Source organism: Albidovulum sediminicola (assembly GCF_025751575.1).
GTDB lineage: Bacteria > Pseudomonadota > Alphaproteobacteria > Rhodobacterales > Rhodobacteraceae > Albidovulum > Albidovulum sediminicola.
The window spans coordinates 1-21,626 of sequence record NZ_JAOWLA010000008.1 but is presented as its reverse complement, the minus strand read 5'-3'; the positions used below and the strand labels follow the sequence as shown (position 1 = coordinate 21,626).

At 60.5% G+C, this 21,626-nt stretch carries 21 protein-coding genes, 1 pseudogene and 1 riboswitch; of the genes and pseudogenes, 4 read left to right on the top strand and 18 right to left on the bottom strand.

All coding sequences use genetic code 11. The features are described from left to right. Nucleotides 1-42: 42 nt before the first annotated feature. The 14 genes from OE647_RS09740 to OE647_RS09675 form a co-directional block, all read right to left on the bottom strand. Nucleotides 43-750, bottom strand: a complete 708-nt coding sequence (locus OE647_RS09740) for a hypothetical protein (protein ID WP_263721541.1) — start codon at nt 748-750, stop codon at nt 43-45. An 810-nt stretch (nt 751-1,560) separates the two neighbouring features. Continuing rightward, on the bottom strand, nt 1,561-4,692 hold the full coding sequence (locus OE647_RS09735; protein ID WP_263721540.1) for a type I restriction endonuclease subunit R: 3,132 nt from the start codon (nt 4,690-4,692) through the stop codon (nt 1,561-1,563). Between the two features lie 9 nt (nt 4,693-4,701). Continuing rightward, complete coding sequence (locus tag OE647_RS09730; RefSeq protein ID WP_263721539.1) at nt 4,702-5,328, bottom strand: NYN domain-containing protein; 627 nt, start codon at nt 5,326-5,328, stop codon at nt 4,702-4,704. A 157-nt stretch (nt 5,329-5,485) separates the two neighbouring features. Continuing rightward, entirely contained in the window at nt 5,486-5,641 is a 156-nt protein-coding gene (locus tag OE647_RS09725; RefSeq protein WP_263721538.1) for a hypothetical protein, read from the bottom strand. Continuing rightward, nucleotides 5,638-6,534 carry a DUF6615 family protein gene (locus tag OE647_RS09720; protein ID WP_263721537.1) on the bottom strand — a complete coding sequence of 299 codons (897 nt, stop codon included), beginning with the start codon at nt 6,532-6,534 and terminating at the stop codon, nt 5,638-5,640. Before OE647_RS09720 ends, OE647_RS09725 begins: the two co-directional genes overlap by 4 nt. A gap of 2 nt (nt 6,535-6,536) precedes the next feature. After that, on the bottom strand, nt 6,537-6,938 hold the full coding sequence (locus OE647_RS09715) for a hypothetical protein (RefSeq protein WP_263721536.1): 402 nt from the start codon (nt 6,936-6,938) through the stop codon (nt 6,537-6,539). Further along, the gene (locus tag OE647_RS09710; RefSeq protein ID WP_263721535.1) at nt 6,935-8,224 is read right to left on the bottom strand and encodes a restriction endonuclease subunit S; all 1,290 of its coding nucleotides are present in this window, start codon (nt 8,222-8,224) and stop codon (nt 6,935-6,937) included. The genes OE647_RS09715 and OE647_RS09710 overlap by 4 nt, the downstream gene beginning before the upstream one ends. Continuing rightward, nucleotides 8,217-9,758, bottom strand: coding sequence for a class I SAM-dependent DNA methyltransferase (locus OE647_RS09705; protein WP_263721534.1), 1,542 nt, complete (start codon nt 9,756-9,758; stop codon nt 8,217-8,219). Before OE647_RS09705 ends, OE647_RS09710 begins: the two co-directional genes overlap by 8 nt. A 586-nt stretch (nt 9,759-10,344) precedes the next feature. After that, nucleotides 10,345-10,500 carry a hypothetical protein gene (locus OE647_RS09700; RefSeq protein WP_263721533.1) on the bottom strand — a complete coding sequence of 52 codons (156 nt, stop codon included), beginning with the start codon at nt 10,498-10,500 and terminating at the stop codon, nt 10,345-10,347. Next, the gene (locus OE647_RS09695) at nt 10,501-10,833 is read right to left on the bottom strand and encodes a hypothetical protein (RefSeq protein ID WP_263721532.1); all 333 of its coding nucleotides are present in this window, start codon (nt 10,831-10,833) and stop codon (nt 10,501-10,503) included. Nucleotides 10,834-10,921: 88 nt separating this feature from the next. Then, a complete protein-coding gene (locus OE647_RS09690; protein WP_263721531.1) occupies nt 10,922-11,794 on the bottom strand; it encodes a hypothetical protein in 873 nt (290 codons plus the stop codon). Continuing rightward, the gene (locus OE647_RS09685) at nt 11,787-12,503 is read right to left on the bottom strand and encodes a hypothetical protein (protein WP_263721530.1); all 717 of its coding nucleotides are present in this window, start codon (nt 12,501-12,503) and stop codon (nt 11,787-11,789) included. Before OE647_RS09685 ends, OE647_RS09690 begins: the two co-directional genes overlap by 8 nt. An 11-nt stretch (nt 12,504-12,514) precedes the next feature. Continuing rightward, the gene (locus OE647_RS09680) at nt 12,515-12,751 is read right to left on the bottom strand and encodes a helix-turn-helix transcriptional regulator (RefSeq protein WP_318527943.1); all 237 of its coding nucleotides are present in this window, start codon (nt 12,749-12,751) and stop codon (nt 12,515-12,517) included. A gap of 534 nt (nt 12,752-13,285) precedes the next feature. Then, entirely contained in the window at nt 13,286-14,482 is a 1,197-nt protein-coding gene (locus tag OE647_RS09675; protein ID WP_263721529.1) for a tyrosine-type recombinase/integrase, read from the bottom strand. A gap of 257 nt (nt 14,483-14,739) precedes the next feature. Between OE647_RS09675 and OE647_RS20170 the strand changes: the two genes are divergently transcribed. Next, nucleotides 14,740-15,069, top strand: a complete 330-nt coding sequence (locus tag OE647_RS20170; protein WP_412174943.1) for a DUF6538 domain-containing protein — start codon at nt 14,740-14,742, stop codon at nt 15,067-15,069. A gap of 152 nt (nt 15,070-15,221) precedes the next feature. Here the strand turns inward: OE647_RS20170 and OE647_RS09670 are convergent, their stop codons facing one another. The 4 genes from OE647_RS09670 to OE647_RS09655 form a co-directional block, all read right to left on the bottom strand. Then, nucleotides 15,222-16,514, bottom strand: a complete 1,293-nt coding sequence (locus OE647_RS09670) for a TRAP transporter large permease (protein WP_263721528.1) — start codon at nt 16,512-16,514, stop codon at nt 15,222-15,224. After that, on the bottom strand, nt 16,511-17,011 hold the full coding sequence (locus OE647_RS09665; RefSeq protein ID WP_263721527.1) for a TRAP transporter small permease: 501 nt from the start codon (nt 17,009-17,011) through the stop codon (nt 16,511-16,513). Before OE647_RS09665 ends, OE647_RS09670 begins: the two co-directional genes overlap by 4 nt. A gap of 66 nt (nt 17,012-17,077) precedes the next feature. Next, nucleotides 17,078-18,115, bottom strand: coding sequence for a TRAP transporter substrate-binding protein (locus OE647_RS09660; protein WP_263721526.1), 1,038 nt, complete (start codon nt 18,113-18,115; stop codon nt 17,078-17,080). Nucleotides 18,116-18,146: 31 nt separating this feature from the next. Next, entirely contained in the window at nt 18,147-19,337 is a 1,191-nt protein-coding gene (locus OE647_RS09655; RefSeq protein WP_263721525.1) for an amidohydrolase, read from the bottom strand. A gap of 97 nt (nt 19,338-19,434) precedes the next feature. On the opposite strand from OE647_RS09655, the gene OE647_RS09650 reads away from it, so the two are divergent. The 3 genes and pseudogenes from OE647_RS09650 to OE647_RS09640 form a co-directional block, all read left to right on the top strand. Beyond that, nucleotides 19,435-19,974 (top strand): MarR family winged helix-turn-helix transcriptional regulator, encoded by a 540-nt coding sequence (locus OE647_RS09650; RefSeq protein WP_263721524.1) that lies wholly within the window; start codon nt 19,435-19,437, stop codon nt 19,972-19,974. Between the two features lie 49 nt (nt 19,975-20,023). Further along, nucleotides 20,024-20,109: riboswitch (glycine riboswitch) on the top strand. A gap of 101 nt (nt 20,110-20,210) precedes the next feature. Beyond that, nucleotides 20,211-21,494, top strand: coding sequence for a D-amino acid dehydrogenase (locus OE647_RS09645; RefSeq protein WP_263721523.1), 1,284 nt, complete (start codon nt 20,211-20,213; stop codon nt 21,492-21,494). Continuing rightward, nucleotides 21,494-21,626, top strand: a pseudogene (locus OE647_RS09640) (threonine/serine dehydratase); the annotation flags it as partial. The gene OE647_RS09645 and the pseudogene OE647_RS09640, both read left to right, overlap by 1 nt.

Here is a 21,626-nt window from a genome sequence, read left to right as displayed (position 1 = left end):
TCCTGCGAAAGGATCGCACCATCAAACCATGGGATCAAACACCTAGTTATCGGCGTCTAAGTAGTATTCTGAGAGTTCTGGGCAGGCGGGAGTTCCAACCATCGGCAGGCCGTTACTGTCAAAGAATCCTTCAAAATTTGGATAAATTTCTATTCTCTGATCATTGGCGAGTCGAATACTTACGAGTGAGTATCCGGGCTCACCCTCAAAAACTTCCCGGATTGCCCGCTCTATCGGCATACCTTCTCGATAGCACTCCATATCAGATTTTAGTGCAGAAAGGTAAAGATCGTTCAATTTGAGTGGCCCCGCGTCCGACAAGGAGGCCGCGTACTTCCCAATTCCTACAGCAAGCCAAGAGAAACGCGCCGAGTGATCAACTTCGAAGATCACGTGGATCTCCATGGCTGATAGCGCGTTTAGGATAGGGGGGTTATCAAAGAAATCTGCATTATTTGCGATTTGATGCCGCCGAGTATCATCTACGGTTCTTGGGTTGTCGTTTCCTGAGTACCATATCGGAATGGTTGTTATGTCAATAACGCCAATGTCGAATCTCTCAGCATTAATTAGTCTGCATGTGCCCTCAATATAGAGGCTTCCTGCCCCGGCAAGGCCGCCGGCGCCGCCGATAACACGGCTCTCCGGTGTAACGGGTGAGCATTCCGATATTACAGTGAAGTCATCGTCGAATATTATAGGCGCAACAGCCACCACGGCGGTGATCAGAGAAGTAATTGCTGCGAACATTCCCAAAGGTTCTCTTGCAAATGCTTTCCGAAATACATTCATTGCCGCGTGCCTCTCTCGCCTTTAGCATGCCAGTCAAGGCTATGCGCAGGCGACATGATCACGCAACCAAGATGTGACTGCGGCTCCGTCGTTGCTGCTCTGAGTTTTACACTTTGGATCCAAGGATGACGGATTTGCCGACGGAAACGTCAGCTTACTTTATCGACATGAAGAAGTCGCCGGTACCGCCTTACTCCCCGTCGCCAACTACCACCGGCGCACGGCAACGTCGCAATAGACCGGGTCCAGTGGCACCGCGCCGCAGCGCTGCCCCCGCCCGCATACGTTCGGGGGCAGAGAGGAACCACGCCGAAGGGGGGGGGCTCCTGTTGGTGCGACCGTCTATTGTGTTCGGCAAGCATCAGTTTGAAATACCTCGTTTCCACTCCAGTATTCCATCCGCAGATAGGGTCGCAGCGAAAGCCTGACAGTGGGGCCATCATTCATAGTCAGTGCCACCACCACATGTCGCGCCTCTGTTTCCTCCACCGCGAGGACGCGATAGAGCGTGGTTCCCTCCGGTACATCCAGATGGATGTTTGTATCGCCATCGCTGAATCGCACCAGGTATTCTTGGCGAGAGTTTTCGCAGACCAACTGGTACGTCTCGGCCGTAGCGGGGCCCGCCAATGCGGCAACGGCGAGAAGAGCGGTTGAAAGGAAAGCACGGGGAACGCACTGGAATAGGCTTCGACCGTTTGAGATTTGTTCTTGATTGTGGACCACCTCAACTACCCGCCTTTCCGAATCCTCGTGGACAATCCCACGTCACAGCACCGTCTCGGAGAGCATCGCTTCTGCCTGTGCCAGAACGCCTCGCACTGCCGCTTCCTCAAGGTCCGGGGGATAGCCGTACTTCCGAAGGATACGCTTGACGAGGACCCTCAGACGCGCCCTGGCGCTGTCGCGGTGCGCCCAGTCGATGCTGACGTTGGCCTTGAGTCCTGTCAGTAGTTCATGGGCGATGACTTTCAACTGGTCGTTGCCGAGCACGTCAACCGCGCTCCGGTTGTCGGCCAGCGCGTCGTAGAAGGCGATCTCTTCGGGTGTCAGGCCAGTCTCTTCACCGCGGCTTCGTGCGTCGCGAACGTCTTTGGCCAGTGCGATTAACTCCTGAAGAACCTCAACAGTGCTGATGGCATTGGTGTGGTAGCGCGCGATGGCTTCTTCGAGCCGCTCCGAGAACTTTCGGGTCTCGATAACATTCGACCTACTGCGCGACCGGATCTCGTCGTTGAGCAGTTTCCTGAGTGCCTCTAGGGCGAGATTCTTCTTTTCCATTTTGTCGACTTCGGCCAAGAAATCGTCTGACAGGATGGAAATATCGGGCGACGACAGTCCGGCTGCCGACAATATGTCGACGATTTCGGTCGAGGCGACGGCATCATTCACAATCTGACGAATGGCAAGATCGCGGTCCGCGGCCGACCGACCGGACGTGTCGGCAGTCTTTACCATGGCTGCGCGCACCGTCTGGAAGAAGCCGACCTCGTCGCGGACATCGCGGGCAGTGTCGCTGGCTGAGCAAAGTGCGAACGCTTTTGAGAGGGCGAGAACCGCATCCGTGTATCGGCGATGCGCCGCCTTCTTGGCCTCTCTGTCGGTTTCGCGCTGCGCTGCTTCGTCCTGTCTAGCCAGAACCCAGTTCAGCGCCTCTGCCAGCGCGACAAGTCGTTGGTGCGGGGTGCCAGTCAATCCGGCCGAGTAGTCGAAGCCGTGGAACAAGGCGCGCACGACATCTAGGCGTTCCAAAAGAACTGCGACGGCTTCGCCCTCGTCGATCCCTGCCTGTTCCTGGTCCGCCTTGGAATATTGGCCTAGGGCCGACTTCAGGTTCTGTGCAATTCCGATATAGTCGACGATCAGCCCGGCAGGTTTGTCGCGGAACACCCGGTTCACCCGGGCGATGGCCTGCATCAGCCCATGACCGCGCATCGGCTTGTCGATGTACATCGTGTGCATGGAGGGACTGTCGAAGCCGGTCAGCCACATGTCCCGAACGATCACCAGTTTAAGGTGGTCCTTCGGATCCTTCGCCCGTTTGGCCAGCAGATCGCGGCGGGCCTTGCCGCCGATATGGGGCTGCCAGGCCTCGGGGTCCGAGGCTGATCCTGTCATCACGATTTTTACCAGACCGGCGCTGTCGTCGTCGGAATGCCAGTCGGGACGCAGCGCGACGATCTGGTTGTAGAGGTCGACGCAGATCCGGCGGCTCATGCAGACCACCATGGCCTTGCCGTCCATCGCCTGCACCCGGGCCTCGAAATGGGCGACGAGGTCCTCGGCAACCATGCGCAGCCGCTTTTCGGCACCGACAAGCGCCTCAACGGTGGACCACTTCCGCTTCAGCCGTTCCTGTTCGCTGACCGCCTCATCCTCGGTCAGCTCTTCGATCTCGGCATCGACCTTTGGCTTTTCCTCATTTGGCAGCTCGATCCGCGCGAGGCGGCTTTCGTAATAGATCGGCACCGTCGCCCCATCTTCAACCGCGCGGCTGATGTCGTAGATGTCGATGTAATGGCCGAACACAGCGGGCGTATTCACGTCGTCCTGTTCAATCGGCGTGCCCGTGAAGCCGATGAAGGAGGCGTTCGGCAGGGCGTCGCGCAGGTGCTTGGCGAAGCCGTAGGCGATATCGCCGGTCTTCTCGACGCGGGCCTTGAACCCGTATTGGCTGCGGTGTGCCTCATCAGCGATCACCACGACGTTTCGCCTATCCGTGAGCAGCGGATAGGCCCCGCCCTTCTCCGGTGCGAATTTCTGGATAGTGCTGAACACCACCCCGCCCGAGGCGCGCGACAAAGCCTTCCGAAGATCCTCGCGACTGTCGGCCTGAATCGGCGCCTGGCGGATCAGGTCGCGGCACATCGAGAAGGTGCCGAATAGCTGGTCGTCCAAGTCGTTACGGTCGGTGATGACGACGATGGTCGGGTTTTCCATCGCCGGTTCGCGCACAAGCTGCCCCGCGTAGAATGCCATGAGGAGGCTCTTGCCCGAACCCTGCGTGTGCCAGATCACCCCGGCTTTGCGGTCGCCCTCCGACCGGCTTGCCTCGACCGTTCTGGCCACCGCCCGCTTCACGGCGTGGAACTGATGATAGCCCGCGATGATTTTGGCGATGCCGCCGGAGGTGTCGCCGAAGACCGTGAAATCCCGCATCAGCGACAAAAGGCGCGACCGCGCGAATACGCCCTCGACCAACACCGGCATTTCCGGCGCGCCCTTGGGCGCTACTTCGGCTCCATCGGTGGTGCGCCAGGGCATGAAGCGTTCCAGATCAGCGGTGAGCGAGCCCACCCGGGCCTGGATGCCATCGGTTGTGACCAGCACGGCATTTGCGCGGAAGAGAGACGGGACTTGCGCCTTGTAGGTCTGCAACTGGTTGAAGGCCGCGCTAAGCGTTGCGGTCTCGGCCCCCGGCTTCTTCACCTCGATAACGCCCACCGGAAGACCGTTCAAGAACACCACCACATCCGGGCGGCGGTTGGCCCCGTTCTCGATTACGGTGAACTGCGAGATGGCCAGCCAGTCGTTCTGCTGGTCCTCAGAGTCCACAAACCGCACGGCATCGCCCCGGATTGTGCCGTCGTCAGCACGATACTCCACCGGCACGCCTTCGCCCATGAACCGATGCAGGCGGCGGTTCTCCTCGATCAGGGAGGGGCGGTCGCTGGCCAACACGCGGCGCAGCGCATCCTCGCGCACATCCTCGGGGATCTGCGGGTTCAGCCGGGCCATCGCCTCGCGCAGGCGCCCCGCAAGGATCGTGTCCGAATAGGCTTCGCGCTCAGGTGACGAACCATCGGGGCCCGAAACCGCATCGTTCAGACAGGCATAGCCAAGCGCGCCCAACTGATCGAGCAGGACAGCTTCGACTTCGGCTTCGCTCAGTGTTGCCATTCCCGACTCCTACCACCGCGCCGGTTTGTGAAACTGGCCCCTGCCGTCGTGCATTACGGCCGGAAACTGCGCGTTCGCCAAGGCGCCTGGCCGGATCGGCTTGATGAAATGCGCCAGCGGTTGCAGGGCGCGGCTGACCTTGGCTTGGGGGTTGAGAATCCCGATTGTCTTGCCGAACCGGTTGCGAACCACCGAGATAGGTTCCTTGAGGTCACTGTCGTTGCTGACGATCACGGCCACGTCGAACGCATCATCGAAGGCGTCGATCAACAGATGCGTGGCGATGTTGACGTCCGAGCCCTTCTCCTCGGTCTTCATCACCCGCCGCGGGGTGTATCTTCCGCGCTGCCAGTCGGCGGCGTCGGGCATGCTGACCTCGTGGGTCAGGAAATGGCCGAGGTGGATGCTGACCTGCGGCAAGGTGCGCAGAGCCCGGAAATAGGTCTGCTGGCGGGTCGGCTGGTCGGGATCATGCGGGGTGCCGCTGACCTGCGCGGTGAAATAGCGGATGGCACGGATGTCGTTCTGCGGCATCAGCGCGCTACAAAGCGCGTGCAGATTCAACCACTTGTGCGGAGTCTTCTTGAGGCAACCAAAGTAGAGGTTGTAACCGTCGACATAGACATGGGTTCTCATGCGAACCCCCGAAAAAGCAGCAGCGGCCACTGGGGCCGCCGCGCGCCCCGGCACCGAAGCACCGAGGGAGATATGAACGCATAAGTGGACATTTTCTCCACCAGGTCAAGAGTCCAGTTGCGAAAAACGCAACGCATCGGGGTTAGGGGCGGGCGGGTCACAACACCGCCTCCGACATCTGTCTGGCCTTGGTCATCGGCTCAGGTGTCGTGCCATCTAGGCCTGAACCCACGTCACTTATGCAGCAGTAACCCAGCGCAGCAAGTGGATCGAGGAGGACTGCTTCAACTTTGCCTTCTGGCAATGTGGTCATCCGCGCCTCCTGCTCGGTTCATCCTTTACATTGAGGATCAGGAATCGAGGAGCATCAACTCCGTCCCGACGATCCCGAGTGCGAACGCGCTCCAGCTCCTCGGGGTTAGTTTCTCTGACGCCGACCATGTCCTTGTCGATTGCCATCTCGCCGTTAAGTTGTTCGATGGTTGGAAAGCCATTTGTTGGCGACTTGCGGTCATCAGTAAGGTCAGGCGAAACTGCCATGACACCTTCTGACATCAAGAAACCCAAGGTGCCGTCGCTACCTTCGGCCCATTCTGCAAAAAAGTACCGGGTCTTGAAGCCTATCGGCGCAAAGAAGATGTGCCATGGAACTGATACGTCTTCGACATCCTGAATCGTCTTGATGCTGGTCTTCTTCTTGATATCGGTCGCGTCTGCAATGAGGCACCCATATTCGTAAGGGCGCCAAGGGGTTTTTCCTCCAGCAGACTTCCAGAGCTTTCGCTCCGAGTTCTTCGAATAGAAGCAATACACAGGCTTCCAGGTTATTTCGTCAGGAGTGGCTGCAGGACAGTTGTTTATGAGAATGTCGATCTGCTCTTGGATATTGGGTGCCTTGCCGACTTTGTGCTTGATCGTCAAGCGATCGTTTTTCTTCGTGCGCTTGGCTTGCACACGCATGAAAAGGCTGTATTTCCGCCCGACGACTACCCACTCCCAATCGGCGCCGATCTTGGCTTCCTGACCTTTTGAGATGGCAGTCAATTGTGTGCCGCGATCGGAGTGCCAACGCAGGATTTCCAGCAGATTGGTTTCTGTTACGGTCTCTTCGCCATAGCTTATCTTGCCGTCATTGGCATGTGCGAAGGCCAGGTTCCGCGATACCGCGTCCCCGAGCTCCAGGAATGTGTGAAGCAAGGTCCGCAATTTCAGACCTCACTATCTGCAGACGTGAACGCCACGCCCGACCAATCCTGTTCGAGAACATCTTTCCGGTATTGCATGACGTTCTTGGCGTTGATGCCGTGCCAATCATGCTTGCCAGCGCCATAGGCGATTTCACCACTTTTCGGACGGACAAACATGGTCAGGCCGCGCATCTTTTCCGGCACGCCGGGCGCGTGCACCGCCTGCATCGCCTCGTCGAGCGGATTTCCGATGCCCATCATCGCCAGCCGCGCCCCAGTCTGTTCGACCAATTGGGTGTAGGTCAGATAAGGACTCGTCGGCAGCTTGCCGTGTTTCTTGAGATAGTCCTGCAACCGACGGACATGGGCGATCAGGCCGTTACCCAGCAGCATGGCGTTCTTGGAGTGCACTGTGAGATTCATGCGATACCCTTTGGGTTGGATGCGCTGATTTTGGCCACCAGCAACTCCCCTGACATCAGGCGCGGCAGAAGGAGGTCGCGAGTCTGGGCGAGGGTGCGGGATTCGTGGATGTTGGCCTTGATCCGCTCAAACATCGCAGAGACGGTATCGTTGAATGCTTGGGCTAGCGCGGCGGGCGGCAGTGTCACGGGATACTTGGCCATGATCGACCAGCTTGTCCGGGGCATTTTCGTGCCTGTGGAGGTCTTGTCGGTATAGGCGACAAACTCCTCGTCCGAAATACAAGCGAGGACGAATCCGGCCCAAGCCGCAGATTTCGGGCGCGCAACGACAATGTCAGTGGAGCAGATACCTGCGACCGGGGCGATACCGACCTTATGAAAGTAGGGGCGCAACTTGCCAAACAGGAAATCTCCTGCGGCAAAAGCGGCCTTGTTTGAGGAAACCTTACCCGCTCCTTCCCAGTCGGCCAACGCGATTGACCCACGCGGCATGTGCTCAAGGCCGATGTAGGGCGTGTCGGGGCTGATCGCCGAGGGGTCGACTCCCTCGTTCCGCGCTGTGGCGACAGCACCCAGGGTTCCAGCCGCCCACCCCTCCGGCTTGCCCTCGGCGTCGAGGCGGGCGGGGAAGAGGGGCCAGAGGTCGGGGGAGAGGTAGGGGGGGCGGCCTTCGGCCTTGGCGCGGGTGGGGCCGAAATCGACGAACCAGTCGCGGAACAGCGCCCGCGCCATGGCCTCCAGCGTGGCGTTCATCTTCCGGTTCAACTCGATCTTGTCATCCAGCGCCCCGAGGGTGGCAGCAATGGCGCGTTGCTCGGGGAGGGGCAGGTTCGGGATTCTGAAGCGGCCAATATCAGCGAGGTTCACATTTGGCTGTGCTGATTGTGCTACCCCGCCGAGAACGGATTGAACGAAGCTCGGGTTGCGAAGGCAGAGACTAACAAAGCGGCTCGAAGCGCGCCGCTCATCAACGCGAATAATTGCTACAGCTTGATTGGTGTTTGCGGGCAAGTATTCCGAGCGGGCGATCCCGCATTTTCCGAGGTTCGCGCCAGCAATCGAGTAAAGAATATCTCCATCCTGAATGATGGACCGCTTCAATCGTTGGTTCGTTTCCTCAGAGATGAACGCAAACTTGGTGGCATCAATCGAGCCGTCATAAGAAAGGCTTTCGGACTTGATATAGTTAATTCCGCTGTCGGCAAAGCCGCCGTCCTTCGCATTCGGCGTCGTGCCTTTCGTGATCTTCAGGCACAGGTCAGCCAAGGGAACGAAATCACTCACACCCGACCCCCGCCAGTCGCGCCCGGATGGTCGCCGTCAATTCCTCGGCCTCGGCGAACTGCGCCTCCAGTTGCTCCTGCAAACCGGCGAAACGCTCGGCAAAGGGCGTCTCGTCCTCCGCCGCCGCCTCGGCCCCGACATAGCGGCCCGGCGTCAGGACGTGGCCGTGGGACCGGATCTCTTCCAGGCTCGCCGACTTGCAGAAGCCCGGAATGTCGGTGTAGCTCTCACCCAGCCGCCAGGCGTGGTAGGTCTCGGCGATCTGGGCGATGTCGGCGTCGGAAAACTCTTTCCGGGTGCGGTCCACCATGAAGCCTAGTTTGCGGGCATCGATGAACAGCACCTCGCCGCGCCGGTCGCGCAGCTTGCGGTTCCGCGCGATGCCGTTCGACTTGTCTTTCGCCAGAAACCACAGGCAGGCCGGAATCTGGGTGGAATAGAAGAGCTGCCCCGGCAGGGAGATCATGCAATCGACCACCTCACCCTCGATCATCGCGCGGCGCATCTCGCCCTCGCCCGACTGGGTGGAAGACATCGAGCCATTGGCCAGCACCACCCCCGCCGTGCCGGTGGGCGACAGGTGGTGCAGGATGTGCTGCAGCCAGGCAAAGTTGGCGTTGCCCGCGGGCGGGATGCCGTATTTCCAGCGCCCATCCTCGCGCAACCGCTCCCCGCCCCAGTCCGAGATGTTGAAGGGCGGGTTGGCCAGGATCACATCGGCGCGCAGGTCGGGCAGTTCGTTCTTGTGGAAGGTGCCTTCGCTGTTCCACTTGATGTCGGCGTCGATCCCGCGGACGGCGAGGTTCATCTTGCACAGCCGCCAGGTGGTGTAGTTCGACTCCTGCCCGTAGATGGCGATGTCGCCCAGACGGCCACCGTGCGCCTCGACGAACTTCTCCGACTGCACGAACATGCCGCCCGATCCGCAGCAGGGGTCGTAGACGCGGCCTTTGAAGGGTTCCAGCATCTCGACCATGGTGCGGACGACCGAACGGGGGGTGTAGAACTCGCCACCCCGCTTGCCCTCGGAGCCTGCGAATTGGCCGAGGAAGTATTCGTAGACACGGCCCAGCAGGTCGCGCGCCTTGTCTTTTCCTTCGCCCAGCGCGATGCCGGAGATCAGGTCGATCAACTCGCCCAGCATGACGGCGTTGAGCGCGGGACGGCCGTAGTCCTTGGGCAGGACGCCCTTGAGGGACGGGTTGACCTTTTCGATGGCAATCATCGCCTCGTCAATCAGGCGGCCGATGGTGGGCTGCTTGGCGCTGGCCTGCAGATGCGACCAGCGCGCCTCTTGCGGCACCCAGAAGATATTGTCGGCGAGGTATTCGTCGGGATCCTCGGCGCCCTCGGGGTATTCGGCCTGAAGTTCGGCGCGCTTTGCCTCGAACCCGTCCGAGATGTGCTTGAGGAAGATCAGGCCAAGGGCGACATGTTTGTAATCCGACGGCTCCATATTGCCGCGCAGCTTGTCGGCGGCTTTGAAAAGCGCGCCTTCAATGCCGAGGTCAGAGCCGTTGTCGATTGAAGCCATTGGTGAATCTGCCCCCCGAAAAATCTTTTTGAAACGGTATTGCAGCCGCAGGGTGAAATCCAGCCGTTAACAGCGGCTTGGTGGGGTTCGTTCACACGACCGCACCCTCGGTTTGACCTCTGTCACCGCGACCTCGCTAGCATCCCGCATTCGATGAGCCCGTCTCGCAACCAACCCAGCGATTGGCGCCAGTCATCGCAGGCTCGTCGGGCAGACTCGATCTGCTGTGGGTGAGGGGAGAATGTCACCGGGCACACGAGAATTTCGATGGTCGTCCAAACGCCGCGCGTGGTCGGGCCTCGAACCCGGATGCGGTCGGTGCCCACGACGATAGTGCCCGAATGTGTTCTATGTTGGTTCTGCTTAACGATGGTCGGCGCGCCCCGCTCAACACCTTCGCCTCTCTGCTGTTCTCCGGTCACGGCTAGACACCAATAAAGCCCTAGGTGTTCGGATGTGAAAAATAGGTCAAAAGGGCGCAAAATGTCTTCTCCAAGCACGCTTCCATTGCCGAGGCATGCCGGACCAAATCAATCAGATCTTGGTCGTTCCCAGTATTCATGCCTTGCGCCAATCGCGGTGTTGCTTACAGCTGCGCGCCCAAGAGGTGCGACCGGGCGGCGGCGACACGGCGAGCGCTCTTCGACGCATGGTAGACGCAAATCTGCCCCGGCACGGCGGCCTTCAGCCATTGGCAGAGGCCGTCCGTGTTGAAGATCGCATGCTGGAAGCGCGGGTTCACTTAGACGTCTCCATCCGGCTTGTCGGTCTTGGCGGCCGCGACCTCGCGCAGTATCTCCTTGGCGCGCTCGTAGGTCGGCAGGGAGGCGCGGCGCTCGGCTTCAGCCTGCGCCTCCTCGGTCTTGATGCTCTCCATCATCTTTCGGTACTCGGCCTCGCGTGCTGGGGCTCGGTTGCGCTCGATGATCTGGTAAAGCGCGCCAGGATCGGGCTTGTAGAGGACGCCGCGGGCCGAACGGGGGCCGCTGCGCTGGTACTCCGCCCAGGCCCGCCTGATCTCCTCGTCGGAATAGACTTCGAGGACATCGAGCCAGCATTCGAGGTCGATGGCCAAGATGGCGTCTGGTGTCTCTTGCCTCGACCAGAACGGGCCCAGCATGGACATGAGGCGAGGATTCAGGCGGTTGCGCCGCTCCTCTTTCCTACGTCGTGCCTCTTGCAGCCGCTTCAGCAATGCGTCTGAGACGTTCGTGATTTGGGTGGGGGGTTCCTGCTGGTCTGCCATGGCTGTATCCTATCTGCTGGATGGGTTCGAGCTTCGGAAGGGATTTGGTGGACGAGCAGATCTGCATCGCCCGATCGAACGCCTTTGGCCCTGATGGCGGTTCGGCGTGGTTGCGGCGCTGGTTGCGGACGATCTCGACGATCTCGTCGTCGAAGAGGCCGAGATCGCGCCAGCGGGCGACATGATAGATCGCAGTGGGAGGCATCCAGTACGTCGGGATGGTACCCACCTGCAGGCCGGCGGCGGCCACGACGCGATCATAGAGGTTGGTTATGTCGTCATCGACGGATTGCGGCGCAACCGATTCTGCCAGCCCCTGCTCCTCGCGCGCGCTAGGGCTGCTGCTACTAATATTCTGGTATCTGGCTTCTGGCTTCTGGGTGTTATCGCCAGTGTTATCCAAGTCCTTAATCGGCCGTAGATTTTCTGTTTTATTTCTGAGTGTTGGGTTGCCCCCCTTACGACCATTATTGCGAGCGGTTGCCGCCTTCTTCGCCATGCGTGTCAATCTGCGCGAGTAGATGACACCCTGTCTCGTGCGGGAGAACACGCCAGCGGATTCCAGTTCACCCAGCAATGCTGTGATCTGATCCGGTGTCGTTCCTACCTGTACGGCGAGTTGCGCATCAGTCGGGCGTTGGCCGCTGACGAGAAGATGGCCGTAAGGGGTTGCCTCGTGCATGATGCAGATCATCTCGATCCACAAGCCGCGCGCGGCGATCCCACACATCCGCAGGCGCGGGTCTGAGCGCCAGTCGGAGGTGTAGAATTTGAGCCAGGGGTCAGCCATTACCCTCTACCCGATCAGCTTCGAGATGGCGGAGACGCGCTCCAGCGAGCAGGCTTGCAGCGCATTGGCCTTGATGAGGCAAGGAAGTCGGCCGCGCGATCCCGCCCAGCCAGGCTAGTAGGCCTGCTAGTTCGGCCCTATGCTCGCGCCCACAACAGAACATCCTGCCCCGCATGCCCTCGACCACGCCCAGCGCGTTGAGGATCCCGCCGAGATCGGCTGGAGGGAGGTGGCTTGGCTCCATTGCGGGGCGCTGGGTGATCGGCTCGAAACCAACGAACATTAACTTCACGAGCGGTTCCGCCTTGGGAATGACCGTAGGGCGGGCCGGCGTCAGGGCGGCCCGCTTATCTTTCGGCTCCTGGCTGGCATCCTCGACGTCGCTAGTTTCCTGGAATTCCTCGGACTCCTCATCCTCGTGGCAGCGGCCTTCCGGCTCCTCACTCTCGATTCCAGAATTCAGAATAGCGCAAACTGTTGGAATATAAGCGTTACGTCTTTTCACCCCGACGCAAAGCACGGGGCTGATCGCGCTGTTGTCGTGGCGCGTCAATTCGCAATATGCGAAAAGCGACGGCATCGTCGAAGAGATGATCGCCCAGTCAACGCGCGCCCGGTCGGCGCTGTTCCTGCAACTGGCGCGCGCCGTGCGACCGCCATCGCCGAGACAGGCATTGTTGAAGCGCTGAAGTGCCGGAAGCTGTGCCATTCCCGGATTGCTCACGCGGACGTGCGCGCGGCCAGCCACGCGACGATCGAGCTTTCAGGCCATGCAACGGCCTTGGCGGTGAGGCGAACTGGCCGCGGGAATTGCCCCTTGGCCATCAAATCGTAGATTGTCGATCGGGAAAGCCCGGTCAGTTGTTCGACGGCAGAGCGGCGAAGGTGCCTGTCCGCAACTAGTTTGATCGGCGCCTTATAATATTCCTGGCGCGTGGCGTTGAGATCACTGGCCATGTCGTTTCCTCTCGGAATGCTTCGGGACATGGCAGCACGATGAACGAAGACGCCGGCCGGGTAACTTGCGGAAAAATCCCCGCGAATATTTCGCAACGCGGGAGAGTCAGGATCTCAAAAAAGTCGCCCTTAGCTTCCTCAGCTCCTGCATTCCTCTACTTATGGAGGACGCCAGGTTTCCATGGGGAAACAGTTGCGCTTCGCTTTCACCCAGATCGCCCGAATGTGCCAGTCTTTGCAGCGACGCAACAACCTGATTTCTGGAATGCGTTCGCCCGAGTCCCCTAAATAGAGACATGTATTTTTCCACAACAATGGCGCGGCGCAGGTCGATCGATAGGGGCACGGCCGGACGCCCTCGCGCGCGCTTCGGACGAGGCCCGCCTCCCATTGCCCAAAGGAGTTCTTCGTAAGCACGACTCATATGAGTCTCCTTCGCATACGAGCTTTCGGAGTTCGTCTGGCACTCATCTTCTTTCGGTAGTGACGGGCCGATCTCCCAAGGAGGTCTGGCCAGGAACCATCCCCATTTCATCATCGTATCCTCACTACCTTGCTCGCCTCGCCATCGAGAAACGCGTCCCATGCCCCCATCATCTTCCGGCGCTTGTCAAAGACATCCGATCGAGCGTAAGCCCGTTCGACTGCATCGCCGGAAAGATGGGCCAAAGCCGCTTCGGCCACCTCGCGGGGAAAAGTGCTGCGTTCCTGGGCCCATGTGCGGAAGGACGTGCGAAAGCCGTGGACGTCGGCCTTGAAGCCGAGTTCCTTGACCAGTTTGGACAGAGTCATGTCGGACAGTGGTCGGCCCGGCTTCGTGCCCGGAAACACGAGACCTGATCCGCCGCTAAGAGCCATGGCTTCGGCAAGAATGGCCATCGCGCGCGGCGACAGAGGGACGCGATGCGGGCGCTTCATCTTCATGCGCGCGGCCGGAACCTCCCAAACCCTGTCGTTCAAATCGATTTCATCCCAGCGTGCTTCCCGCACCTCACCGGATCTGGCGGCGGTCAGGATCAGGAACTCGATGGCAAGCTTGGTCGAGATCCCCGCTCCGGAGGCCCACACGGCAGCGATGCAGCCCGACACCTCTTCGTAGGGCAGGGCCTTGCGATGTTCAGGCCTCTTCGCCACCCTTGGGAGCGCCTGCGATATGTTTTCGGCTGGATTATCCTGACGCCATCCCTGCGCGATTGTCCACTTCATGACTGTGCCGATCCGTTGCCGCACTCGGCGTGCAGTCTCGGCCTTCTCGGTCCAGATTGGCATGAGGACAGCCAGAACATCGGCTGTGGCCACGTCTGTCGATCTCAGTCTTCCCAACTTGGGAAACGCGTAGGTTTCCAGCGAAGCGATGAAGTCCTGCGCGTGCTTCTTGTTCCGCCAAGTCGGCCTGTGAAGTTCGTGGACCTTTCGGGCGGCCTCCTCGAAGGTCAGGATTGCGGCCGCCTCGTGCCGTGCCCTCAATGGATCGCCGCCGGCGCGGGCAAGCTTGCGATTGGTTAGGGCAAGTTCCCTCGCCTCGGCCAGCGACACGAGATCCGCATTGCCAAGCCCCAGTTCGCACCGCTTCCCCCGGATCACGATCCGCTGAACCCAGTAGCGCGATCCATTCTCTGCCACCCGCAGATAAAGCCCGTGCCCGTCGAAATGCTTACCTGGCTTGGTCGCCGTCTTCACGAATTGGGCCGTGAGGGCCTTCGCTGGACGACGATTAAGGCTCTGGGTCATTTTGTCCCCCAAGATATCCCCCAATTAATAGGAGAACAGATCGGAACAAGCAAGAATATTGAGGAATCGTGACTGTGAATTACCTATTTGATACAACGGCGCACTGGACAATCTCAGATGATGACGGAACGTGGCTTGGCAGACCTCTGCTCCACCAAATCCCCCTAAGTACTTGCATTCTCAGTAAATGCCTGTCTTCATTGGGGTGTTTCGTCAGGATGTTACGGTAAGGTGTTACAGTGTCGGCTCTGGAAAAGATGCCTGGGCACACTCGACTCTACCGCCGTGGCGCTACCTACTACCACCGCGCTGCCGTCCCCAAAGACATCGTTAAGACCTACGGTAGGGTTGAAGAGACCTTCTCGCTCCGCACGAAGGACCGTGCCGAGGGGCTGATCCGCGTGAGGATCGAGGCGGTTCGCGTCTGCTCTGAGCCCCGACCTTGGATCTCTGGAAGCTGGAATTTCCCGGCTGCCTCACGACGACGGACACACTCCGTCCTACTCAGGACGTGGAGCCTCCGGCAAACCCGGTGCGGTTCATTCCTTCCGCCGCGACCCGCATCGAAAGTCCTTCACCAAAACTGACCATGCAGATCTTGTCAGGTGCTGTGACGCGGCTCTCCCAAAGCCGACGATCGGTTGAAACTTGGCAATTAGGACCAGATCAAACGCCCCACCAACCGCTTTCCAGGTGAGGTCGCACGCGGAGCCCGGGCGCTTCGCGTGCGACGCGCGCTTCAACCCACGGTGCTTCCCAACCAAAGCGTGATGGCAGGAAACGCAATCAGGATGGCTAACCGGACGATATCGACCCCGATGAAGGGGATGAGCCCCTTGAATATCCGAACGACCGGCACATCCGGAAGAACCGCCTTCAGCACGAAGACGTTCATGCCGACCGGCGGCGTGATCAGTGCGATCTCGGTCACGACGATCACGATGATGCCGAACCAGACCAGATCGAATCCCTGCGCGACGACGATGGGCGCGAAGAGCGGCACGAAGATCAGGATGATCGCCATCGAGTCCATGACGCAGCCCAGGACAAGGAAGACGCACATGATCGCCAGGATCAGGGCCGTTCCCTCCAGACCGGTGGACTGAACCAGCGACAAGACCCCCGCCGCCAGGCCGGAGAGTGTCAACAGCTTTGACAGCATCAATGCGCCGAACAGCACAGTGTAAAGCGACACCGACGTGTAGGCGGTATCGACGACGATCGTGCGCAGGACGGACCAGTTCAGTTTTCCGTGGAAGGTGGCAATGAGGATCGCGAGGCCCGCGCCCATGCCGGCGGCCTCAGTCGGGGTGAAGAGCTTGGCGTAAAGCCCGCCGATGATCAGTCCGAAGAGCAGCAGGAACGGCCAGACGCCGGCAAGCGTCTTGAGCTTCTCCGCCCAGGGGGTCCTCTCGCCCTGCGGCGCATGGCTGGGATCAAGGGCCGCCACGAGGCGAATGGCCAGCATGTAGAACCCCAGCCCCAGAAGACCGGGAACGACACCCGCGATGAACAGATCTCCGATGTTCGTTTGGGTCAGGATGCCGTAGACCACCATGATGATCGACGGCGGGATCAGAATGCCCAGGGTGCCGCCCGCCGCGATGGTGCCCGCGGCCAATTCGTCGGAGTAGTGGTACTTCCGCATGCTGGGGTAGGCGACCTTGGCCATCGTCGCCGCTGTCGCGTAGCTTGACCCGCAAACCGCCGAGAAGCCGGAACAGGCGACCATGGTGGACAGGGCCAGCCCGCCGCGTACGTGTCCGACAAAGGCGTAGGCGGCGCGGAACAGGTCGGCCGCGATCCCGGTTTTCGAGATTACGTTCCCCATCAGGATGAACATCGGCACAACCGCCAGGTCGTAGGACAGGACGGCATCCGATATCGTCAGCGGAAGCAGCTGGAAGGCGATATTCCAGTTGATGGCAAAGCCGATGCCGGCGACCGAGACGGCCAGCAGCGCGAAGGCGAGTGGAACGCGCAAGAAGGCAAGCAGGATGGCCACGGCCATCGCGATTGAACCGGTGATCATAGCGCGTCCTCCTCATGTGTGTCGTTCGGATCGACCATTGGGCCGGTGAAGGCGATGGCCAGCGCAGCGAGCGCCGAAAGCGCGCAACTGAAGGCCATGAAGAAATAAAGCGGCCCGCGCGGCACGCGCAGCGCCTGGCTGACCTCAGAGATGCGCGCCGCGTTCAGTCCGTGCTTGACGAAGAGCCAGGCGATCACGCCAAGAACGACGACCACAGTCGCCGACACCAGAACCCGCCACCAGGCCATCCAGGATTGGCCGACCAGCTTGTCCAGGAGGTCGATCGTCAGGTGTGCGGCCGCTGCGGTGACCAGCGGCAGGCCCGCGAAGACCACCAGGGCCATCAAGTGTTCGGTGATGTCGTTCGAGCCGTATATCGGCTTGCCGATAAGGCGCCGCCCGATGACATCAGCAAAGGTCAGCGCCACCATCGCCAAGAGGAACAGTGCCATGACTGTTTCGACCCCGCGGCGGATTTTCCATGCCATGGACAGCATGATCTTGTCTCCTCCCTGATAAACCGGGGGAGCGGACGGCCGCCCCCCTGCGCGACGGCGCGGTGGCTATTCGCCGGCCAGCGAATTGTAGGTCTCTTTGTAGAAATCGAGCATGGCTTGCGGGTCCGAGACGCCGGCCCCCTTGGCGGCCTCGATCCAGTCGGCGACCATGGCGCCATAGATCCGGTCCACTTCCGCGATCAGTTCAGGCGAGGCTTCAACGACCTCGTGCCCGCTGGCGGTCAGCTTTTCCACCGCTGCCACGCTCTGATCGTCGAAGTTCTTGCCCCATGCGGCAGAGAGTCCTTCGCCGATGACGCCCTCGATCGCGGTCTTGTCGGCGTCGCTCAGCCCATCCCACCTGGCACCGTTCATGGCCACGAAGAAGGTGGCGTCATAAAGGCCGTTCGGGAACACGGTGTGATGCTTCAGCACATCCTCAAGCCGAAAGTTGACGACCGACTCCATCGTGTGCAGCGATCCATCGACCACGCCGCTTTCCAGCATCTCGTAGGCCTTGGTCGCGGGGGCTGCGACGGGAACGGAACCCAGCGCTGTCAGCAGCTTTTCCTGGATCGGGCCGCCCATGCGGAATTTCTGGTTTGCAATGTCGGCGGGCGAAGTCACGGCCTTCGCGCCATGATGCAGCTGGCCGCCGCCAAACATGCCGACCGCCAGCATCTTGACGCCGTCGAAGGCGGAATTGTCGGCCAGGAACTGCTCATAGGTCTGCCACAGGGCGCGGCTTTGCGCCTCTGCCTTGGTGCCGGCGTTCGGGAACTCAGCGAACCACATCGACACGAAGCGCTCCGGTTCATAGGTGAAGTTGCCCCAGGTGATGTCGGCGACGCCGGTGCGGGCAAGTTCCCAGTGCTGGGGCGGGCTGGCGAGGGGCGCGGGCAGGATCGTGACCGTGACGCGGCCTTCGGTCGCTTCGGCGATCTTCTCGGTCAGCGGCACCAGGAAGTCGGTATGGATGAAATGGGTCGGTGGAACCCAGGACGACATGGTCAGCACATCTGCGCTGGCCATTTGAAGGGTTCCGGCCATCATGGCCGCCGCGGCGACGGCGCCATTGAGAAAGGTCTTGGTAAAGGTGATCATCTGGATCCTCCCGTGGATGATGTCTGGTTGTTCAGTTGAGATGGAAAGAGTCGAGCGCCTCGCGCGTGCGGCGCTTCGCGAGGTCGACGAAGATGGCGGCCCCCACCGGGATGATGCCCATGTCGAAGACATATTCGGGGTGGTGTGGCATGCGGCCGTCCTGACCGACGAAGAAGTAGGCACCGGGAACGCGGCGTGAGAGTTCGGAGAAATCCTCGGACGCCATGATGCTGCGGGCGTTCTCGATGATGTTCTCCTCGCCGATCATCCGGGCGGCCGATGCGACGACGGCGGCGACACAGGCAGGATGGTTCAGCGTGACCGGGGCAACCTTGGTGATGTCGATCTCGATCCGGACGCCGAACAGAAGCTCGGTGGCACGCGCGCTGCTTTCCAGAAGGTCTGCCAGGCGATCGCGGACGGCCTCCGCGGTCGTGCGAATGGTGCCCTCGATCCGAACCGTGTCGGGCAGGATGTTGCGCGCGGTTCCCCCCTGGATCAGCCCGAACGAGATCACGCCCGCGTCGCGCGCATCCGTAACCCGCGTGGCGGCCTGTTGCACTGATGAGATGAAATGGGCCGCCGCGGCTACAGCGTCTTCTCCGGTATGGGGCATCGACCCGTGCGCGCCATTGGCGTGGATCGTGACGTCGATATTGTCGGCGGAGGACAGGGCGGCGGTCTGCGGAACGCCCACCTTTCCGGCAGGCAAACCGGGGAGGTTATGCAAGGCGTAGATTTCGTCACAGGGGAAACGATCGAAGAGACCGTCCGCAATCATTGCCCGTGCGCCTGTCAGCAGTTCTTCCGCTGGCTGAAAGATGAAGCGTACGGTGCCCTCGAAGTCGCGGCTCTGAGCCAGGTAGGCGGCTGCGGTGAGGGCGGTGACGCTGTGCCCGTCGTGACCACAGCCATGGAAGCGCTCGGGATTTTCCGATGCATAGGGCAGGCCTGCTTTTTCGGTCATCGGCAGGGCATCAAGCTCGGCCCGAAAGGCAATGCAGCGTCCGGGACGATCCTGGCTGGCGTTCTTGCCGCGCAGGGTTCCGACCACGCCCGTCCCGCCGATGCCGGTATCTACGTGGTACCCGAGCGCGCGTAGCGTTTCGGCAACGAACGACGCCGTGCGCACCTCTTCGAAACCCGTTTCCGGGTGTCGATGCAGATCCCTCAGCCAGGCTTCCGAGGTGGGGCGCTGTCCTTCATACCACTTTGCGAACATCGTCGAGTTGCTCCATCATGTATCATCGTAAGATAGTTGCAGAGTGATACTTGTTTGGCAAGATGATTTCTGATTAAGATTATTTCTTGAGTAAATCATGGTATCAGGTGATACTTTTTTGCGCGAAGCGGGCGAAAGGCGAGCGGCGAAGATGTCGGACAAAACATTCAAGAACGAACGCCTGACCTACAGGCTGAACATCGTTGCGCAGGAAGCGATTGCGGCCAACGACGAGATCTTCCTGCGGGAGACCGGCTGCCGAATCAGAGACCTCCGTGTCTTGCGCCTGATCGACGACACCCCGGGGACAACCTTCGCAGAAATCGCAAAAATCACAGGTTTTGATCGGAGTTTGACCTCTCGCATCATTCAGAATCTGATTTCTGCCGGCCTGATAACGCGCGAGAATTCGACTGAAGATGCGCGGGTGTTTCTGCTGTCGACGACCGAAAGGGGCAAGGAAACGCGTCAGGTCGCACGGCGTCTTTCCGACCGCTTGGAGATCATCCTGACGGACCCCTTGTCGGTGCAGGAGTTGCAGGCCCTGAACGAGATCCTCGCGCGCCTGGGCAAGTGGGTCACCTCCAGCGAGTACCGCCAGGCATTGGTCGATGACGACGCCATTCGGGAAAATTAAAATAGTCTTTACATAAGAATATTTCTTGTGTAGATAAATATCAGCCTACCAAGCCGTCACAGGAGAGGCCGACACCCTCGGCGCCGAAGGAGCAACCCCCCGGAACCTCTCAGGCAAAAGGACTGTGAAAGGCGCGGGCGTCTGAAGCGTGTTGCGGGTTGAAATCCGCATCCTGCGACAGAGGGGATTGGACCTGCCATCCGGCAGGACGAAACCTTGGGTCGCGGGAGGAAACCATGACCAGAATTGCCGTTATCGGCGCCGGGATCACCGGCGTTACCACTGCGTCAAGCTTGATGGACCGGGGCTATGAGGTCACCCTGTTCGACCGCAACCGCTACGCGGCGATGCAGACCTCTTTCGCCAATGGCGGGCAGCTGTCAGCCTCGAATGCCGAGACGTGGAACCGTTGGTCGACGGTGTTCAAGGGGATGAAGTGGATGATGACCCGCGGCGCGCCACTGCTGGTCAATCCCAAGCCCAGTTGGCACAAATATAGCTGGATGGCCGAGTTCGTGGCCTCGATCCCGCAATATCGGACCAACACGGTTCAGACGACGCGCATGGCGATTGCCGCGCGCGGCCTGCTGAAAGAGAAGGCCGCGCGCCACGGGTTCGACTTCGATTGTGAGGACCGTGGCATCCTCCACATCTACACGAACAAGGCGGAATTCGATCACGCCGCCGAGGTCAACAAGCTGTTGGCGGAGGGCGGTCTGGAACGCCGCGCCGTGGCCCCCGAAGAAGTCCGCCAGATCGAGCCCGCCCTCAGCGGGGATTTCTACGGCGGCTTCTACACCGAGAGCGACTTCACCGGCGACATTCACCGCTACACCACCGGCCTGGCCAAATCCATCGAGAAGGGCGGCGCGGTGCTCCGATTCGGAACTGATGTCGAGGCGCTGGAGGTCGACAGGAACGCGGTGCGTGTGACCTGGAGCCGAAACAACGAAAGCCAGGTCGAAAGCTTTGATGCCATCGTCGTGTGTGCCGGCGTCGAAAGCCGGGCGATCGGGGCGAGGCTGGGCGACCGGGTGAACGTCTATCCGGTGAAAGGGTACTCGATCACCGTGCGGCTCGATGACGAGGAGAGCCAGCGCGCGGCGCCCTGGATCAGCCTGCTTGACGACGAGGCCAAGGTCGTGACCAGCCGTCTGGGCAAGGACCGGTTCCGGATCGCCGGGACGGCCGAATTCAACGGCTACAACCTCGACATCCGCGACGACCGGGTGCGCCCCCTGGTCAAGTGGTGCGAGCGCTTCTTTCCGGGTGTCAGCACCGAACACGCCATCCCATGGGCAGGCTTGCGCCCGATGATGCCGAACATGATGCCCAAGGTCGGGCAAGGCGCGCGCGACCGCGTCTTCTACAACACCGGTCACGGGCACCTGGGCTGGACCTTGTCGGCGGTCACCGCCGAAATGGTCGCCGAGGCCATTGCCGGGTCCAAGGCGGTCAACACCAACAGCAGGGAATCGGTGCGCGCACCTTCTGCCCTCGAGCCGCAGGGGGCGATGTGATGCACATCCCGAGCTATGAGGACATGCTTTTGGCGCATGATCGGATTGTGCCGCACATTCGTCGGACGCCGGTTCGGACGTCGGATTATCTGAACGAGCTGGCGGGCTGTCAGCTGTTCTTCAAGTGCGAGA

Excerpts from the sequence above, each read along its gene's own strand:
- OE647_RS09675 (WP_263721529.1), bottom strand. The coding sequence starts at position 14,482 with ATGACCCAGAGCCTTAATCGTCGTCCAGCGAAGGCCCTCACGGCCCAA.
- OE647_RS09645 (WP_263721523.1), top strand. The coding sequence starts at position 20,211 with ATGACCAGAATTGCCGTTATCGGCGCCGGGATCACCGGCGTTACCACT.
- OE647_RS09740 (WP_263721541.1), bottom strand. The coding sequence starts at position 750 with ATGTTCGCAGCAATTACTTCTCTGATCACCGCCGTGGTGGCTGTTGCG.
- OE647_RS09650 (WP_263721524.1), top strand. The coding sequence starts at position 19,435 with ATGGTATCAGGTGATACTTTTTTGCGCGAAGCGGGCGAAAGGCGAGCG.
- OE647_RS09730 (WP_263721539.1), bottom strand. The coding sequence starts at position 5,328 with ATGAGAACCCATGTCTATGTCGACGGTTACAACCTCTACTTTGGTTGC.
- OE647_RS09665 (WP_263721527.1), bottom strand. The coding sequence starts at position 17,011 with ATGCTGTCCATGGCATGGAAAATCCGCCGCGGGGTCGAAACAGTCATG.
- OE647_RS09735 (WP_263721540.1), bottom strand. The coding sequence starts at position 4,692 with ATGGCAACACTGAGCGAAGCCGAAGTCGAAGCTGTCCTGCTCGATCAG.
- OE647_RS09725 (WP_263721538.1), bottom strand. The coding sequence starts at position 5,641 with ATGACCACATTGCCAGAAGGCAAAGTTGAAGCAGTCCTCCTCGATCCA.
- OE647_RS09655 (WP_263721525.1), bottom strand. The coding sequence starts at position 19,337 with ATGTTCGCAAAGTGGTATGAAGGACAGCGCCCCACCTCGGAAGCCTGG.
- OE647_RS09685 (WP_263721530.1), bottom strand. The coding sequence starts at position 12,503 with ATGGCACAGCTTCCGGCACTTCAGCGCTTCAACAATGCCTGTCTCGGC.
- OE647_RS09660 (WP_263721526.1), bottom strand. The coding sequence starts at position 18,115 with ATGATCACCTTTACCAAGACCTTTCTCAATGGCGCCGTCGCCGCGGCG.
- OE647_RS09715 (WP_263721536.1), bottom strand. The coding sequence starts at position 6,938 with ATGAATCTCACAGTGCACTCCAAGAACGCCATGCTGCTGGGTAACGGC.
- OE647_RS09670 (WP_263721528.1), bottom strand. The coding sequence starts at position 16,514 with ATGATCACCGGTTCAATCGCGATGGCCGTGGCCATCCTGCTTGCCTTC.
- OE647_RS09705 (WP_263721534.1), bottom strand. The coding sequence starts at position 9,758 with ATGGCTTCAATCGACAACGGCTCTGACCTCGGCATTGAAGGCGCGCTT.
- OE647_RS09680 (WP_318527943.1), bottom strand. The coding sequence starts at position 12,751 with ATGGCCAGTGATCTCAACGCCACGCGCCAGGAATATTATAAGGCGCCG.
- OE647_RS09690 (WP_263721531.1), bottom strand. The coding sequence starts at position 11,794 with ATGGCTGACCCCTGGCTCAAATTCTACACCTCCGACTGGCGCTCAGAC.
- OE647_RS20170 (WP_412174943.1), top strand. The coding sequence starts at position 14,740 with ATGCCTGGGCACACTCGACTCTACCGCCGTGGCGCTACCTACTACCAC.